The sequence below is a fragment of the Escherichia sp. E2586 genome (genome assembly GCF_005781105.1).
GTDB lineage: Bacteria > Pseudomonadota > Gammaproteobacteria > Enterobacterales > Enterobacteriaceae > Escherichia.
On the sequence record NZ_VATN01000010.1, the window covers coordinates 14,434 to 32,358 of the forward strand.

At 52.0% G+C, this 17,925-nt stretch carries 14 protein-coding genes and 1 CRISPR repeat array; of the genes, 8 read left to right on the forward strand and 6 right to left on the reverse strand.

Translation table 11 applies throughout. The annotated features are described in order from the left end of the window. A CRISPR array of direct repeats spans window positions 1–500; the repeat unit is 19 nt; unit sequence TGCCTGTACGGCAGTGAAC. A 213-nt stretch (window positions 501–713) separates the two neighbouring features. The 3 genes from clpA to FEK50_RS24520 all read right to left on the reverse strand — a co-directional run bounded on the left by clpA (window position 714) and on the right by FEK50_RS24520 (window position 3,514). Continuing rightward, entirely contained in the window at window positions 714–2,990 is a 2,277-nt protein-coding gene (clpA, locus tag FEK50_RS12430; RefSeq protein WP_131162174.1) for an ATP-dependent Clp protease ATP-binding subunit ClpA, read from the reverse strand. A gap of 30 nt (window positions 2,991–3,020) precedes the next feature. After that, complete coding sequence (gene clpS / locus FEK50_RS12435; RefSeq protein WP_000520781.1) at window positions 3,021–3,341, reverse strand: ATP-dependent Clp protease adapter ClpS; 321 nt, start codon at window positions 3,339–3,341, stop codon at window positions 3,021–3,023. A gap of 98 nt (window positions 3,342–3,439) precedes the next feature. Further along, window positions 3,440–3,514, reverse strand: a complete 75-nt coding sequence (locus tag FEK50_RS24520; protein WP_214251107.1) for a hypothetical protein — start codon at window positions 3,512–3,514, stop codon at window positions 3,440–3,442. A gap of 149 nt (window positions 3,515–3,663) precedes the next feature. On the opposite strand from FEK50_RS24520, the gene cspD reads away from it, so the two are divergent. Further along, window positions 3,664–3,888 (forward strand): cold shock-like protein CspD, encoded by a 225-nt coding sequence (gene cspD / locus FEK50_RS12440; protein WP_064530179.1) that lies wholly within the window; start codon window positions 3,664–3,666, stop codon window positions 3,886–3,888. A 72-nt stretch (window positions 3,889–3,960) separates the two neighbouring features. Here cspD and macB read toward each other — a convergent pair whose 3' ends face one another. Both macB and macA read right to left on the reverse strand, forming a co-directional pair. Next, the gene (gene macB, locus FEK50_RS12445; protein WP_131162173.1) at window positions 3,961–5,907 is read right to left on the reverse strand and encodes a macrolide ABC transporter ATP-binding protein/permease MacB; all 1,947 of its coding nucleotides are present in this window, start codon (window positions 5,905–5,907) and stop codon (window positions 3,961–3,963) included. After that, window positions 5,904–7,019, reverse strand: coding sequence for a macrolide transporter subunit MacA (macA, locus tag FEK50_RS12450; RefSeq protein ID WP_131162172.1), 1,116 nt, complete (start codon window positions 7,017–7,019; stop codon window positions 5,904–5,906). The genes macB and macA overlap by 4 nt, the downstream gene beginning before the upstream one ends. A 151-nt stretch (window positions 7,020–7,170) precedes the next feature. On the opposite strand from macA, the gene FEK50_RS12455 reads away from it, so the two are divergent. After that, window positions 7,171–8,127 carry a VirK/YbjX family protein gene (locus FEK50_RS12455; RefSeq protein WP_130261265.1) on the forward strand — a complete coding sequence of 319 codons (957 nt, stop codon included), beginning with the start codon at window positions 7,171–7,173 and terminating at the stop codon, window positions 8,125–8,127. On the opposite strand, the gene FEK50_RS12460 is transcribed toward FEK50_RS12455, so the two are convergent. Next, on the reverse strand, window positions 8,124–9,782 hold the full coding sequence (locus FEK50_RS12460) for an ATP-dependent endonuclease (RefSeq protein WP_130205249.1): 1,659 nt from the start codon (window positions 9,780–9,782) through the stop codon (window positions 8,124–8,126). The two genes, FEK50_RS12455 and FEK50_RS12460, sit on opposite strands and share 4 nt — an antisense overlap. Before the next feature lie 425 nt (window positions 9,783–10,207). Here FEK50_RS12460 and aqpZ point away from each other — a divergent pair, with 425 nt between their 5' ends. The 6 genes from aqpZ (at window position 10,208) to ltaE (ending at window position 17,925) form a co-directional block, all read left to right on the forward strand. Then, entirely contained in the window at window positions 10,208–10,903 is a 696-nt protein-coding gene (gene aqpZ / locus FEK50_RS12465) for an aquaporin Z (RefSeq protein ID WP_130205247.1), read from the forward strand. A 457-nt stretch (window positions 10,904–11,360) separates the two neighbouring features. Beyond that, window positions 11,361–12,260: an L-lysine exporter LysO gene (gene lysO, locus FEK50_RS12475; RefSeq protein WP_130205245.1), complete on the forward strand. Its 900-nt coding sequence runs from the start codon at window positions 11,361–11,363 to the stop codon at window positions 12,258–12,260. Between the two features lie 143 nt (window positions 12,261–12,403). Further along, complete coding sequence (gene hcp, locus FEK50_RS12480; protein ID WP_130205243.1) at window positions 12,404–14,056, forward strand: hydroxylamine reductase; 1,653 nt, start codon at window positions 12,404–12,406, stop codon at window positions 14,054–14,056. Between the two features lie 11 nt (window positions 14,057–14,067). After that, entirely contained in the window at window positions 14,068–15,036 is a 969-nt protein-coding gene (gene hcr / locus FEK50_RS12485; protein ID WP_130205241.1) for an NADH oxidoreductase, read from the forward strand. A 132-nt stretch (window positions 15,037–15,168) separates the two neighbouring features. Beyond that, window positions 15,169–16,887, forward strand: a complete 1,719-nt coding sequence (gene poxB, locus FEK50_RS12490; RefSeq protein ID WP_131162171.1) for a ubiquinone-dependent pyruvate dehydrogenase — start codon at window positions 15,169–15,171, stop codon at window positions 16,885–16,887. 36 nt (window positions 16,888–16,923) lie between these two features. Continuing rightward, window positions 16,924–17,925 (forward strand): low-specificity L-threonine aldolase, encoded by a 1,002-nt coding sequence (gene ltaE, locus FEK50_RS12495; RefSeq protein WP_131162170.1) that lies wholly within the window; start codon window positions 16,924–16,926, stop codon window positions 17,923–17,925.

The following is a 17,925-nucleotide window of genomic DNA, read 5'->3' on the forward strand; positions in this document are numbered from 1 at the left end:
TGCCTGTACGGCAGTGAACGTATGGCTTCCTGTAGTGGCTTGTTGCGTTTTTTTCTAAGCTGCCTGTACGGCAGTGAACGCGGGGGTGACGTTTGCTGCGTTATTTCCTGATTTCTAAGCTGCCTGTACGGCAGTGAACCAACCAAGCCTATAAAGCAAACAAATCTATAATTTCTAAGCTGCCTGTACGGCAGTGAACTTGTTGGTGTTGGGCGGCAATCAGTCTGATGCTTTCTAAGCAGCCTGTACGGCAGTGAACAATTGAACTCCAGCGCAAACATGGCCTCCGGGCTTTCTAAGCTGCCTGTACGGCAGTGAACCGGGTAGGTGTATGGACAGATCCGCAGTGAGCTTTCTAAGCTGCCTGTACGGCAGTGAACAAACCGGCACGCCCTGGTCCTCCGTCGCCTCCTTTCTAAGCTGCCTGTACGGCAGTGAACGTTTTTGCGCGCGCTAAAGCTGATTTGCTACCTTTCTAAGCTGCCTGTACGGCAGTGAACTCAAATACTACACGTTTAGCCCGTTGTTAATAAAGCAAAACCATCTCATTTTACTGCTGCAACCCTTTTTTATTCTTACCTTTCAGCAGCACTAATTATCAACAACTTACCATCATCATCAAAAAAAGGGTCCGAACTTCCCCCACCCTATAAACAAAAAGTCCGTAACCCCTGACGAGATTACGGACTTCACCAACCTACTTAACAATCTGATTAATGCGCGGCTTCCGGTTTATGCTTTTGTGCACTCTGGAACCCGTAGGTCAGCTCATTTTTATCTTTATCCAGCGCGACTGTCACCTGGCCACCATCCACCAGCGAGCCAAACAGCAGTTCGTTAGCGAGCGGTTTTTTCAGGTTATCCTGAATCACACGAGCCATCGGACGTGCGCCCATCGCCCGGTCGTAACCTTTCTCAGCCAGCCAGTTACGCGCTTCCTGGCTTACTTCCAGAGAAACACCTTTCTGATCCAACTGAACCTGCAACTCGACGATAAACTTATCAACCACCTGGTGGATCACGTCTGTAGAGAGATGATCGAACCAGATAATGTTGTCGAGACGGTTACGGAACTCCGGCGTAAAGATCTTCTTGATCTCTTCCATCGCATCGGTGCTGTTATCCTGCTGGATAAGACCAATGGATTTACGCTCGGTTTCACGTACCCCGGCATTGGTGGTCATCACCAGTACCACGTTACGGAAATCGGCCTTGCGCCCGTTGTTATCGGTCAGCGTGCCGTTGTCCATCACCTGCAACAGAATATTGAATACGTCCGGATGCGCTTTCTCGATTTCGTCCAGCAGCAGCACCGCGTGCGGATGCTTGATGACCGCATCGGTCAACAGACCGCCCTGATCAAAACCAACGTATCCTGGAGGCGCACCAATCAGGCGGCTGACAGTATGACGTTCCATATATTCGGACATATCAAAGCGCAGAAGCTCAATACCCAGTGCTTTGGAAAGCTGTACCGTCACCTCGGTTTTCCCGACCCCGGTTGGACCAGCAAACAGGAATGAACCAACAGGTTTATGTTCGTGACCTAAACCCGCACGCGCCATCTTGATGGCCTCGGTAAGCGCTTCAATGGCTTTATCCTGACCGAAGACCAGCATTTTCAGGCGATCGCCAAGATTTTTCAGCGTATCGCGGTCACTCTGAGAAACGCTCTTCTCAGGGATACGTGCAATACGGGCTACCACGGACTCGATATCCGCCACATTCACCGTTTTCTTGCGCTTGCTTACCGGCATCAAACGTGCGCGAGCGCCCGCTTCGTCGATAACGTCAATCGCTTTGTCCGGCAGATGACGATCGTTAATGTATTTCACCGCCAGCTCCACCGCCGCACGCACCGCTTTCGCGGTATAACGCACATCGTGGTGCGCTTCGTACTTCGGTTTCAGGCCATTGATGATTTGCACAGTTTCTTCGATCGACGGTTCAGTAATATCGATTTTCTGGAAGCGACGCGCCAGAGCACGGTCTTTCTCGAAAATGTTGCTGAACTCCTGATAGGTCGTCGATCCAATCACGCGAATTTTACCGCTGGAGAGCAACGGTTTGATCAGGTTGGCTGCATCTACCTGCCCGCCAGACGCTGCGCCCGCTCCAATGATGGTATGGATCTCATCGATAAACAGGATGCTGTTAGTATCCTGTTCCAGCTGCTTGAGCAACGCTTTAAACCGTTTTTCAAAATCGCCGCGATATTTGGTGCCTGCTAACAGGGAGCCGATATCGAGAGAGTAAATCGTACAGTCAGCCATGATTTCCGGCACATCGCCCTGAACAATTCGCCAGGCAAGACCTTCAGCAATCGCAGTTTTACCGACGCCAGACTCCCCAACCAGCAGCGGGTTGTTTTTACGGCGGCGGCAGAGAACCTGAATGGCGCGCTCCAGTTCCTTCTCACGACCAATCAGCGGGTCAATTCCGCCCACGCGTGCAAGCTGGTTCAGATTAGTCGTGAAATTCTCCATACGGTCCTCCCCACCAGCTTGTTCTTCACTGCTCGGCTGGTTTCCTGGTTCAGAAGACTGAGATGGCTCGTCTTTACGCGTGCCATGAGAAATAAAGTTCACCACATCAAGACGGCTGACTTCATGTTTGCGCAACAGATACGCCGCCTGCGACTCCTGTTCACTAAAGATAGCGACCAGAACATTCGCTCCGGTAACCTCACTGCGTCCGGAGGACTGAACATGGAAGACCGCACGCTGCAATACACGCTGAAAACTCAAGGTCGGCTGCGTGTCGCGCTCCTCTTCACTGGCGGGCAGAACAGGTGTGGTTTGTTCAATAAAGGCTTCCAGTTCCTGACGGAGCGCAACCAGGTCCACGGAACACGCTTCCAGCGCCTCCCGGGCCGATGGGTTACTGAGCAATGCCAGTAACAAGTGCTCGACGGTCATAAACTCATGACGGTGCTCGCGCGCTCTGGCGAAAGCCATATTTAAACTGAGTTCCAGTTCTTGATTGAGCATAGGCACCTCCCCCAATTTTTATACCTGCATTCAGGCTTTTTCCAGCGTACACAGCAATGGATGCTCGTTCTCCCTTGCGTACTTGTTCACCATCGCCACTTTGGTTTCTGCAACCTCAGCGGTAAAGACTCCGCAAATGGCCTTCCCCTGGTAGTGAACAGCAAGCATCAATTGCGTTGCACGTTCTACATCATAAGAAAAGAATTTTTGTAACACGTCAATAACAAACTCCATTGGAGTGTAATCATCATTGACTAATATCACTTTATACATAGATGGCGGTTTTAGCGCGTCGCGAACTTTTTCTTCCGCCAGTTGATCAAAGTCCAGCCAGTCGTTCGTTTTACCCATTGTCAGTTATCATCTTCGGTTACGGTTACCGGCAGAACGCTCTGCCGCTGACAAGAGCGTATTTGCCTGACCAATCTACTCCACATGATAGATAATTATCATCTATCGTTGGTATAAGCGACATCAGTGACATTACTGTCAATAGCGTTAACTGCTTCAAATTTTTGATGCATACCTACCCCCTGGCCCCTGTCAAACGCTTGACGACTCGCCCCATTTCTCTAAATTGTATTTCAAGAGTTGGCGAGGTTTTGAACTGCCCCCTCTCTGACCCCGGTTTATTCCATCTTACTTATATAAGATTTGCGAAGGATGTCGAAGCATGGAAAAGGGTACTGTTAAGTGGTTCAACAACGCCAAAGGGTTCGGTTTCATCTGCCCTGAAGGCGGTGGCGAAGATATTTTCGCTCATTATTCCACCATCCAGATGGATGGTTACAGAACGCTAAAAGCTGGACAACCCGTTCAGTTTGATGTCCACCAAGGGCCAAAAGGCAACCACGCCAGTGTTATTGTGCCCGTCGAAGTAGAAGTAGCAGTCGCATAGCTCTTCTGTCTCATTGTGTACATCCTAAAGGCAAAATGCCAGCCCGATCGGCTGGCATTTTTATCTCAAAAATCACTCTCGCGCCAAAGCATCCACTGGATCCAGCCGTGCCGCATTTCGTGCAGGTAGCCAGCCAAATAAAATGCCCGTAACGGTTGAGCATAAAAACGCCAGCAGCAACGCCAGTGGAGAAAAACCTATCTCCCAGCCGGGTAAAAAAAGCTGTAGGGTGAAGGCAATTAACAGCGACAGCATTATCCCCATCGTGCCGCCCACCAGGCAAACCAGCACGGCTTCAATCAGAAATTGTTGCAGAACATCGCTGGCACGCGCGCCAACAGCCATGCGAATACCAATTTCCCGCGTCCGCTCCGTTACTGATACCAGCATAATATTCATAACGCCAATGCCGCCTACCACCAGCGAAATCACCGCCACCAGAGTCAGAAACAGTTGTAAAGTACGTGTGGTTTTTTCGACTGTTTTCAAGACGCCGTCCATGTTCCAAGTAAAGAAGTCTTTTTTGCCATGGCGCAGCGACAACAAACGGGTGAGTTGTTGTTCCGCTTCGGTGCTGTCAAAGCCTTCTTTTACTCTTACAGTGATGGAGTTCAGCCACGACTGGCCCATAACCCGCCCGGACATTGTGCTGTAAGGTAACCAGACGCGCAGCACTTTACTGCTACCAAACATCGACTGTTTTTCTTCCGCCACGCCGATGACTCTCGCAGGCATATTACCAACCAGAATGACCTCACCAATCACATCGGCCTTATGCGGGAAAAGCTGGCGACGGGTGTTACTGTCGAGAACCACCACCTGTGCGCGGCCGTTCAGTTGCTCCTGGTTAAAGGTGTTCCCTTCGCTGAAGGTCATGCCGTAGACATTGAAATAATCGCCGCTCACACCGTTGGCGCTGGCGGCAACATCAACATTGTTATAACGCAGGCGCAGGTTTTGCGAGACAGCGGGCGTGGCAGAGGCGACCCACGGTTGTTTTTGGATGGCGATTAAGTCGTCGTACTTTAGCGCCTGCTGATATTGCGGATCGTCATCGCCAAAATCTTTCCCGGGATAGACATCAATAGTATTCGTACCAATAGAACGAATATCCGCCAGCACCATTTGTTTGGCGGCGTCGCCCACCACGACGATAGAAACCACCGACGCAATACCAATAATAATCCCCAGCATGGTCAGTAAGGTGCGCATTTTATTCGCTGCCAGCGCCCGCCACGCCATCGTCAGCGCCTCATTAAAACCACTGACGAATTGCCGCCAGCCAGACGCCGTTTTGACTATCGATTCCGTCCCCGTGGCGGCATTCACCTTTTCAATGGCGGGAGGATTACGCACAATTTCGCCGTCGCGAATTTCGATTACCCGCTCCGCCTGAGCCGCAACCTGTGGATCGTGGGTAACGATAATCACCGTGTGCCCGCGATCGCGCAGCTGATGCAATATCGCCATCACCTCTTCGCCAGAATGGCTGTCCAGTGCGCCGGTAGGTTCATCGGCGAGGATCACCTGCCCACCGTTCATTAACGCACGAGCAATACTGACACGCTGCTGCTGGCCACCGGAAAGCTGGGCTGGATAATACTCTGTACGGTCTTCCAGCCCCAGTCGTTGCAGCAACTCCTGAGCGCGCAGCAATCGCTGTTTACGCTCAAGTCCGGCATAAACGGCGGGTACTTCAACGTTCTGCTCGGCGGTTAAGTGCGAAAGCAAATGGTAACGCTGGAAAATAAAGCCGAAATGCTCGCGACGAAGCTGCGCCAGCGCATCGGCGTCCAGCGTGGCAACATCCTGGCCGGCAACGCGATAGGTTCCACTGGTCGCTTTATCCAGGCAGCCGAGAATATTCATCAGGGTCGATTTACCGGAGCCCGAAGCACCGACAATTGCCACCATCTCACCCGCATAAATATCCAGGCTGATGCCCTTTAGCACCTCAACCTGCTCGTCTCCAGCAGGATAGCTACGGCGAATATCCTTTAGTTCGAGCAAGGGCGTCATTGTTCAGCTCCTGGTTTGGCCTCACCAATCACCACTTCATCGCCCGCTTCCAGCCCTTTGACAATCTCAACATCGGTGTCATTGCGCGCGCCAATCGTCACTTCGCGCTCGCGTATTTCGCCATTACGCAGCAGTTTGATTTTATAACGGTTATCACCAACCGAATCCCCCAGTGCCGACAACGGAATGGTGAGTACGTTTTTCACATCAGTGAGTTGAATGTGGACTTGCGCAGTCATATCCAGGCGCAGTAAACCATTGGGGTTTGGCACTTCAAAACGGGCGTAGTAGAAAATGGCGTCGTTGACCTTTTCTGGCGTCGGCAGCACATCTTTAATCTGCCCCTCGTAGCGCGTCAGCGGATCGCCAAGCACGGTGAACCAGGCTTTTTGACCGGGTTTCAGGTGAATGACATCCGCTTCCGACACCTGCGCTTTTACCAGCATGGTACTCATATCTGCCAGCGTCAGAATGTTTGGCGCTTGTTGTGCGGCAATTACCGTCTGCCCTTGCAGAGTGGTGATTTGCGTAACTTCACCTGCCATCGGGGCAACGATGCGGGTGTAATCGAGATTCGTTTTCGCCGTGTCGAGTGACGCCTGATTCCGTTTGATTTGCGCGTCGATAGTGCCTATTTGCGCCTGTTTAACTGCCATCTCCGTCGCTGCGGTGTCGAGATCCTGTTGCGAAACCGCCTGCGTTTGCGCCAGTCGTTGCAGGCGTGAGTATGTCACCCGTGCCAGTTTCAGTTCTGCTTCTGCCTGTTGCCTTTGCGCACGCAACTCCATCAGTGTCGCTTCCACTTCCTTGATCTGGTTTTCAGCCTGTTCAGGATCAATAACCCCTAAAAGCTGGTCTTTTTTTACTTTATCGCCAATCGCCACCGACAGCGTTTTCAACTGACCGCTGACCTGCGCGCCCACGTCAACCTTACGCAGCGCGTCCAGCTTTCCGGTCGCCAGCACGCTTTGCTGCAAATCACCGGGGCGGACAATCAATGTCTGATAAGTCGGCACGGGCGCGTTGAGTGTTCTCCACAACGCAATCAGCGCAGCGATGACTATCACCAGCGCAATAGCGTAACGCTTCTTAAGGTTTTTTCGCTTTTTCATAAATACTCTGAATGCTCCATATGCGCGCACGGGGCTGCCAACTTCAACGAAACATCAACAAAAATCTAAAATTTACGTTAGTAATTATACGATTGATGTTTGGTTAAGATGCCCGATGGTGAAATCGGTGTTACGTATAATCATTGATTTTATGAATATGTCTCAGATCACTGAACGAGCATTTACACCATCTGAATCTCTTAGCAGCATGTCTCTTTTCCTTAATCTGGCAGGGGGTCAGTGGCGGCCGGGTAAATTCTGGCATCGCCGTCGGTTTCGCCAGAAATTTTTGCTGCGCTCTTTGATTATGCCGCGTTTAAGCGTTGAGTGGATGAACGAACTCTCCCACTGGCCTAATCTCAGAACGCTGTTAACGCGTCAGCCGCGCCTGCCGGTTCGCCTGCATCGCCCTTACCTTGCCGTGAATATGACCCGTAAGCAATTGCTGGAGGCATTACGTTACCATTATGCGTTGCTGCGCGCGTGCATGTCGGCGGAAGAGTTCAGCTTATATTTGAACACCCCGGGACTGCAACTTGCGAAGCTGGAAGGAAAAAACGGCGAGCAGTTCACGCTTGAACTGACCATGATGATCTCAATGGATAAGGAAGGTGACAGCACAATTCTGTTCCGCAACAGCGAAGGTATTCCTCTGGCGGAGATCACATTTACACTGTGTGAGTATCAGGGGAAAAGGACGTTATTTATCGGCGGGCTGCAAGGTGCGAAATGGGAAATTCCACACCAACAGATCCAGAATGCGACGAAAGCCTGCCACGGGCTATTTCCCAAACGACTCGTGATGGAAGCGGTCTGCCTCTTCGCCCAACGCTTACAGGTCGAACAAATTATTGCTGTCAGCAATGAAACACATATTTACCGCAGCCTGCGTTATCGCGATAAGGAAGGAAAAATCCATGCTGACTATAACGCGTTCTGGGAATCGGTCGGTGGCGAATGCGACGCTGAACGCCATTACCGCCTTCCAGGTCAGATAGCACGAAAAGAGATTGTGGATATCGCCAGTAAAAAACGGGCTGAATACCGTCGACGCTACGAGATGCTTGACGCTATTCAGCCGCAGATGGCAAGGATGTTTTGCGGTTAATCAGCCCGACCGCGCGCCAGCCACAGCACGCGTGAGAACATTTTTTTCAGCAGCGTCGGTACGGAGTCCACACCACGACGTCCGGCCTCCATTGCCACTTCAATGGCAAGGTCGGGCTTGGAAGAGCGATGGATCGCTTTTGAAATAATTTTGCGCAAATTCATCGGCACGTTTTCCGGGATCTGCGCCACGCGATGGAACACGTCGGAAAACCCCTGGCGATACATAAAATGTTCCATATCCAGCGCCGGTAACGTTGTCAAATGTTCACGTTCAGCTTCGCGATCGTTATTCAGCAGGCTGCGCACCGTTGCGGCATATTTCTTCCCGGCTTCATCGCCATCGACCAGCACATGCCACTCAATCCCCATCCGCCGGGCAAATTTCACCAGTGGTTTTAGCCCGGACTGAGCAAACTCAATGACCTTAATCCCTTCGGCATCGAAATGGTGTCCACACTGGCGCGCCAGTTCGTTGATAACCCAGGTTTCTGTTTCCCCTTCCACCAGCAACCAGCAGCGAGCAAACAGCGATGACGGACGATTAAAACGAATGTGAAAAGAGATGCGGCGGCTGTCTTCGGTGCTCAAGCCACTTGGCCCCAGACGCCAGGCGGCAACACGAGAAGATTCACGCACCAAGCGGCAAACATGTTCCACTGGAGTTAACGAAAGCAGCTCGCCAGAGTTGGTGGTAGCAATACGTTGTAAAGGCAAAAGATTCAACAGATGCCAGGCAACTGAAAGCATAATCGGATGCAGGCGGGTTTCTGGATCTTCAATTAGCAATAACGGACGCGCGTCTTTATCCAGTCGCAATGACCCTTTTGCCTGCAATAAAGTGGCAAACAGGCCGAGTAAAATGACTCGATACGAACGCCCCCCTGGTCTGTCAATCATCCGGTTGATAATATCGAGGTAACGCCAGCTCCGTTGCTCATTGCTGGCTCGCCGACGCATTAAGCGATATCTCGCCTGCCCGGCCCCTTGCTCCGAGAAATAATGCTCAAGCAGTTGCACCATTGCCGAAAGCCCCTGGCGAATCTGCCCATCGGAGAGATTTTGCGGGTGTGAGGATAACTCGCGGGCGAGAAAATCCAACTGGCGCGCGGTGACTTCCACATTGGGTACATTTGGTACAGTTCCATTGCGAATGCGGCGCATAAAACGGGCGTCGCGCAAACGCAGAACCGGCATTAAACGCACCACATGACGCGCCTGATCGTTAATATCTTCGACATCAATCGGATGACCGTCTTTATCAAGAAAGCTGCGTAACGTCATCACGCTACCGTCTTCCGCACTTTCCCCTTCCAGGCGATAAAAAATGCGGTGATAACCATCGGTGCATGGCGTCCAGCACGCTTCCAGCGGACGATAACGGCGCACCCGATGCCGTCCTGGCTGCAACTCACGAAAGGTCAGAATGATATGCAAATGATGTTCTCGCCCGTTGATATCCCCCGGCGGAAACCAGAAATCATCGCGCTCAAAATGGTAGAGATCTGACTCTGGCGATAACAGCAGGGTTAAGGCGTCCAGTAAACTGGATTTACCCCACGCGTTCTCCCCAATCAGGACGTTGTTTTGTTCCAGCATCAATGACAATCGATTAATGCCGCGAAAGCCCACAATTTCAACGCGCTCAAGAATCATATCCCCTCCAGAAATATGTAACTTATCCTTTACCCCAGCAGTATAACGAGAAAGGCTGTAGCAATACGTGATGACATCACAATTAAGCATGGCAAATGTCTGAAAAATGAGCGAATAATTGTGTCAGATGCCTTCTCGCTGATTTCTCCCGAAAAAACAATGAAATCAAATAATTAACCTTGTGGATTATTTTTATTACCTCCAAAGGTTTAATTTCGTGGTTTGCACTACACTGTCAATCAGGCAAATGACTATATGAGGGAACTGACTATTGCCCTAAATCAAAATTACTGGATTTATTTATCTGGCGAATAGCTCGTCTTCGTTTTTAAAATACCCACGCATTATTTCTGTCGTCACTTTTTTACGACGACCCGATAAAACGACCATATTTTTCACAGGGTCAATTTTTAATTGAGGTGGATATGTTCAGAAAATTAGCAGCAGAATGTTTTGGCACTTTCTGGCTTGTATTTGGTGGCTGCGGTAGCGCAGTGCTTGCAGCAGCATTCCCGGAATTAGGTATTGGCTTTGCCGGTGTCGCGCTGGCGTTTGGTCTGACCGTGCTGACCATGGCCTTCGCTGTCGGTCATATTTCTGGTGGTCATTTTAACCCGGCGGTCACTATTGGTTTATGGGCTGGTGGCCGTTTCCCGGCAAAAGAAGTCGTTGGTTACGTGGTAGCCCAGGTTATCGGCGGTATTGTTGCGGCGGCACTGCTGTATTTAATCGCCAGCGGTAAAGCTGGGTTTGACGCAGCGGCCAGCGGCTTTGCTTCTAACGGTTATGGTGAGCATTCACCGGGCGGCTATTCCATGCTTTCTGCACTGGTGGTTGAACTGGTATTGAGTGCCGGTTTCTTGCTGGTGATCCACGGTGCAACCGACAAATACGCGCCGGCAGGCTTTGCGCCGATCGCGATTGGTCTGGCGTTAACCTTGATTCACTTAATCAGTATTCCGGTGACTAACACTTCCGTTAACCCGGCGCGCAGCACCGCAGTTGCCATCTTCCAGGGCGGCTGGGCGTTAGAACAGCTGTGGTTCTTCTGGGTAGTGCCAATTGTCGGCGGTATTATTGGTGGTCTGATTTACCGGACCCTGCTGGAAAAACGCGATTAATTAGCATTGGCATTTTATCTGCCCTGATTGTTTTATCATCGACGCTACAAACCGCACGGGTGTTGGTGGCGTCAAAATCGCTGAAGCGTTCCCCGAAGGCCGGGGCAGCCCACATGGATGTGGGCTGAGGGCGCGTCTTACAGGGACGTTACCTCGCGCCCGACCCGGTAGCCGAAGGGGATAAGCTGAAGGTACCGCGCAGCGGCGATTTTGTTCGCCAGAGCCCGGGGGGGCAGGGGGCGGCGGCGATTGGCCGCCCCCTGCGTGCTCCCTGCGCCAGTGGCTTTATATGGCATTGCACATGAAAGGAGCGCAACAATGCTAAACACTCATAGAGAATTAAAAATCCCCCTCTGATGCATAACATTTCCTTTTAATTGCAACTTTACTCGTCCTTCCGCTTTCAGTAGTGTGTCATCGCGCATTTCGACTTCTTCTTTGCAAGGACTGGGTTTTCATGTTTTCTGGGCTGTTAATCATTCTGGTTCCCCTGATTGTGGGTTACCTCATTCCGCTTCGCCAAAAAGCTGCGTTAAAACGCATTAATCAGCTATTAAGCTGGATGGTTTATCTCATTCTCTTTTTTATGGGTATCAGTCTGGCGTTTCTCGATAATCTCGCCAGTAACCTGTTGGCGATTCTGCATTATTCCGCTGTCAGTATTACCATTATTTTACTGTGCAATATTGTCGCCTTGCTGTGGCTGGAACGCGGTTTGCCGTGGCGCAATAGCCACCAGCAAGAGAAATTGCCGTCGCGTATTGCGATGGCACTGGAATCGCTGAAACTGTGTGGCGTCGTGGTGATTGGTTTTGCTATTGGCCTTAGCGGATTAGGTTTTTTACAGCACGCTACCGAAGCCAGCGAATACACGTTAATTCTGTTACTTTTCCTCGTCGGTATTCAGCTGCGTAACAATGGCATGACCTTAAAGCAGATTGTCCTTAATCGCCGGGGAATGATTGTCGCCGTGGTGGTGGTTGCCAGTTCTTTAATTGGCGGTTTAATTAACGCCTTTATTCTTGACCTCCCCATCAATACCGCGCTGGCAATGGCCTCCGGTTTCGGCTGGTATTCTCTTTCCGGTATTTTGTTGACCGAATCTTTTGGTCCGGTAATCGGGAGCGCGGCGTTCTTCAATGATTTAGCGCGTGAGTTGATCGCCATTATGTTGATCCCTGGCCTGATTCGCCGTAGCCGCTCTACTGCACTGGGCTTATGCGGTGCCACATCAATGGATTTCACCCTGCCCGTTCTTCAGCGTACAGGTGGGCTGGATATGGTCCCGGCAGCGATTGTTCACGGTTTTATTCTCAGCCTGTTAGTGCCGATCCTCATCGCCTTTTTCTCCGCATAATACCTCTCTGGCGGTAGATCCCTGCCGCCAAAATTGCGCTAAATCAATCTCCCTTAAAGTTGCATGAAAAATCCCTTTTATCCCCGCGTTAAGCGACTTAACCTTAAACATGTATATTAAATATAACTTTAAAAGGTGTGATCATGTTTTGTGTGCAATGTGAACAAACTATCCGTACTCCGGCAGGAAACGGCTGCTCATACGCGCAGGGGATGTGTGGTAAAACGGCGGAAACCTCTGACCTTCAGGATTTACTCATCGCGGCGCTGCAGGGGCTTTCTGCCTGGGCTTTAAAAGCGCGTGAATACGGCATTATCAACCACGATGTAGACAGCTTCGCGCCGCGCGCATTTTTCTCAACCCTGACCAACGTTAACTTCGATTCTCCGCGTATTGTCGGCTACGCTCGTGAAGCGATTGCCCTGCGCGAGGCGCTGAAAGCACAATGCCTGGCTGTAGATGCCAACGCCTGCGTCGATAACCCGATGGCTGACCTGCAACTGGTGAGCGATGATCTCGGCGAACTGCAACGTCAGGCAGCTGAATTTACGCCAAATAAAGATAAAGCCGCGATTGGTGAAAACATTCTCGGCCTGCGTCTGCTGTGCCTGTATGGCCTGAAAGGTGCGGCGGCCTATATGGAACACGCCCACGTTCTCGGTCAATACGACAACGATATTTATGCCCAGTACCATAAAATCATGGCGTGGCTGGGGACCTGGCCTGCCGATATGAACGCGCTTCTTGAGTGTTCAATGGAAATCGGCCAGATGAACTTCAAAGTGATGAGCATTCTGGATGCAGGCGAAACCGGTAAATACGGTCACCCGACGCCAACCCAGGTCAACGTCAAAGCGACGGCGGGCAAATGTATCCTGATTTCCGGTCACGATCTCAAAGATCTCTACAACCTGCTGGAACAGACCGAAGGTACGGGCGTTAATGTCTACACCCACGGCGAAATGCTGCCTGCGCACGGCTACCCAGAGCTGCGTAAATTTAAACATCTGGTCGGTAACTACGGCAGCGGCTGGCAGAATCAGCAAGTGGAGTTCGCTCGCTTCCCTGGCCCTATCGTGATGACTTCGAACTGCATCATCGATCCAACCGTAGGGGCTTATGACGATCGTATCTGGACCCGCAGCATCGTTGGCTGGCCGGGCGTGCGTCATCTGGATGGCGAAGATTTCTCTGCGGTCATCGCCCAGGCGCAACAAATGGCGGGCTTCCCGTACAGCGAAATTCCGCACCTGATCACCGTGGGCTTTGGTCGCCAGACGCTGCTTGGCGCAGCAGATACGCTGATTGATCTGGTAAGCCGTGAAAAACTGCGTCATATCTTCCTGCTTGGTGGCTGTGACGGCGCACGCGGCGAACGTCACTACTTCACCGATTTCGCCACCAGCGTGCCGGATGACTGCCTGATCCTGACCCTCGCCTGTGGTAAATATCGCTTTAACAAACTCGAGTTTGGCGATATCGAAGGTCTGCCGCGTCTGGTGGATGCTGGTCAGTGTAACGATGCTTACTCAGCGATTATTCTGGCTGTCACTCTGGCAGAAAAACTGGGCTGTGGGGTGAACGATCTGCCGCTGTCGCTGGTGCTCTCCTGGTTTGAACAGAAAGCGATTGTCATTCTGCTGACACTGCTTTCTCTGGGCGTGAAAAATATCGTCACCGGCCCGACTGCACCTGGTTTCCTGACACCAGATCTGCTGGCGGTGCTGAACGAGAAATTCGGCCTGCGTTCTATCACCACTGTTGAAGAAGACATGAAGCAACTGTTGAGCGCGTAAGGAGTTTGTCGATGACGATGCCAACGAATCAATGCCCGTGGCGGATGCAGGTTCATCACATTACGCAAGAAACGCCGGATGTGTGGACGATTTCCCTGATTTGCCACGATTACTACCCATATCGCGCCGGGCAATATGCGCTGGTCAGCGTGCGAAACTCAGCGGAAACGCTGCGTGCTTACACCATTTCCTCCACGCCAGGCGTGAGTGAATACATCACCCTGACCGTGCGGCGGATTGATGACGGTGTTGGCTCCCAGTGGCTGACCCGCGATGTGAAACGCGGTGACTATCTCTGGCTTTCGGACGCGATGGGGGAATTTACCTGCGACGATAAAGCAGAAGATAAATTCCTGTTACTGGCGGCAGGCTGCGGCGTTACGCCAATTATGTCGATGCGTCGCTGGCTGGCGAAGAACCGTCCGCAGGCCGATGTGCAGGTGATCTACAACGTGCGTACGCCGCAGGATGTAATTTTCGCCGATGAGTGGCGTCATTATCCGGTAACACTGGTGGCGGAAAATAACGTTACCGAGGGGTTCGTTGCCGGACGCCTGACTCGTGAACTGCTGGCAAGCGTTCCTGATTTAGCCTCACGTACCGTGATGACTTGTGGTCCGGCACCGTATATGGATTGGGTGGAACAGGAAGTGAAGGCGCTCGGCGTGACGCGTTTCTTTAAAGAGAAATTCTTTACGCCAGTGGCGGAAGCGGCGACCAGCGGTCTGAAATTCACCAAACTGCAACCGGCGCAAGAATTTTACGCTCCGGTTGGCACCACGCTGCTGGAAGCGCTGGAAAGCAATAAAGTTCCGGTTGTCGCCGCCTGTCGTGCGGGTGTTTGCGGCTGCTGTAAGACGAAAGTGGTTTCCGGTGAATATACGGTGAGCAGCACAATGACGCTGACCGACGCCGAAATCGCTGAAGGTTACGTACTGGCCTGCTCCTGCCATCCGCAGGGAGATATGGTGCTCGCGTAATCGCCTTATGCCCGATGATATTCCTGTCATCGGGCTGTTTAACCGTTAGTGCCTCCTTTTTCTCCCATCCCTTCCCCCTCCGTCAGATGAACTAAACTTGTTACCGTTATCACATTCAGGAGACGGAAAACCATGAAACAAACGGTTGCAGCTTATATCGCCAAAACATTCGAATCAGCAGGCGTAAAACGCATCTGGGGAGTCACGGGCGACTCTCTGAACGGTCTTAGTGACAGTCTTAATCGCATGGGCACCATCGAGTGGATGCCTACCCGCCATGAAGAAGTGGCTGCCTTTGCCGCTGGCGCTGAAGCACAACTTTCAGGAGAACTGGCGGTCTGTGCCGGATCGTGCGGCCCCGGTAACCTGCACTTAATCAACGGCCTGTTCGATTGCCACCGTAATCACGTTCCGGTACTGGCGATTGCCGCCCATATCCCTTCCAGCGAAATTGGCAGCGGCTATTTCCAGGAAACCCACCCGCAAGAGTTATTCCGCGAATGTAGTCACTATTGCGAGCTGGTTTCCAGCCCGGAGCAGATCCCACAAGTGCTGGCGATTGCCATGCGCAAAGCGGTGCTTAACCGTGGCGTTTCCGTTGTCGTGTTACCGGGCGACGTGGCGTTAAAACCTGCACCAGAAGGGGCGACCACGCACTGGTATCATGCGCCACAGCCAGTCATAACACCGGAAGAAGAAGAGTTACGCAAACTGGCGCAACTGCTGCGTTATTCCAGCAATATCGCCCTGATGTGTGGCAGCGGCTGCGCGGGGGCGCATAAAGAGTTAGTTGAGTTTGCCGGGAAAATTAAAGCGCCTATTATTCATGCCCTGCGCGGTAAAGAACATGTCGAATACGATAATCCGTATGATGTCGGAATGACGGGATTAATCGGCTTCTCGTCAGGTTTTCACACTATGATGAATGCCGACACCTTAGTGCTGCTCGGCACACAATTTCCCTACCGCGCCTTCTACCCGACCGATGCCAAAATTATTCAGATTGATATCAACCCAGCCAGCATCGGCGCGCATAGCAAGGTAGATATGGCGCTGGTCGGCGATATCAAATCAACCCTGCGCGCATTGCTGCCACTGGTGGAAGAAAAAACCGATCGCAAGTTTCTGGATAAAGCGCTGGAAGATTACCGCGATGCCCGTAAAGGGCTGGACGATTTAGCTAAACCGAGCGAGAAAGCCATTCACCCGCAATATCTGGCGCAGCAAATTAGTCATTTTGCCGCCGATGACGCCATCTTTACCTGTGACGTTGGCACACCTACGGTATGGGCGGCACGTTATCTGAAAATGAACGGCAAGCGTCGCTTGTTAGGTTCGTTTAACCACGGTTCGATGGCTAACGCCATGCCGCAGGCGCTGGGCGCGCAGGCAAGCGAGCCAGAACGCCAGGTGGTCGCCATGTGCGGCGATGGCGGTTTTAGCATGTTGATGGGCGATTTCCTCTCGGTAGTGCAGATGAAGCTGCCAGTGAAAATTATCGTCTTTAACAACAGCGTACTGGGCTTTGTGGCGATGGAGATGAAAGCTGGTGGTTATTTGACTGACGGCACCGAACTACACGACACCAACTTTGCCCGCATTGCCGAAGCGTGCGGCATTACGGGTATTCGCGTGGAAAAAGCCTCTGAAGTCGATGAAGCCCTGCAACGCGCTTTCTCCATCGACGGTCCGGTGCTGGTGGATGTGGTGGTTGCCAAAGAAGAATTAGCCATTCCACCGCAGATCAAACTCGAACAGGCAAAAGGTTTTAGTCTGTATATGCTGCGCGCAATCATCAGTGGACGCGGCGATGAAGTAATCGAACTGGCGAAAACGAACTGGCTAAGGTAAAAAGGGTGGCATTTCCCGTCATAATAAGGACATGCCATGATTGATTTACGCAGTGATACCGTTACCCGACCGAGCCGCGCCATGCTCGACGCGATGATGGCCGCCCCGGTTGGGGACGACGTTTACGGAGACGACCCTACCGTTAATGCTCTGCAGGACTATGCGGCAGCGCTTTCCGGTAAAGAAGCCGCCATTTTTCTGCCTACCGGCACTCAGGCCAACCTGGTCGCTCTGCTCAGTCACTGCGAACGCGGCGAAGAGTATATTGTCGGTCAGGCGGCGCATAACTATCTGTTTGAAGCCGGTGGCGCAGCAGTGCTGGGCAGTATTCAACCGCAACCCATCGACGCTGACGCCAACGGCACGTTACCGCTGGATAAAGTGGCGATGAAAATCAAACCCGACGATATTCACTTCGCCCGCACCAAATTGCTCAGTCTCGAAAACACCCACAACGGCAAAGTGCTGCCGCGTGAATACCTGAAAGAAGCATGGGAATTTACCCGTGAGCGCAATCTGGCGCTGCATGTTGACGGTGCGCGCATCTTTAACGCCATCGTGGCTTATGACTGCGAACTAAAAGAGATCACGCAATATTGTGATTCGTTCACCATTTGTCTGTCGAAAGGTCTTGGTACGCCAGTCGGTTCGTTACTGGTCGGTAACCGTGACTACATTAAACGTGCCATCCGCTGGCGGAAAATGACCGGCGGCGGGATGCGCCAGTCCGGGATTCTGGCAGCCGCCGGGATGTATGCGCTGAAAAATAACGTCGCACGCTTGCAGGAAGACCACGATAACGCCGCCTGGATGGCGGAGCAGCTGCGTGAAGCAGGCGCGGATGTGATGCGTCAGGACACCAATATGCTGTTTGTTCGCGTCGGGGAAGAAAATGCTGCCGCGTTAGGCGAATACATGAAAGCGAGAAACGTGCTGATTAACGCCTCGCCGATTGTCCGCCTGGTGACGCATCTCGACGTCTCGCGTGAACAACTGGCAGAAGTCGCCGCCCATTGGCGCGCATTCCTGGCGCGTTAA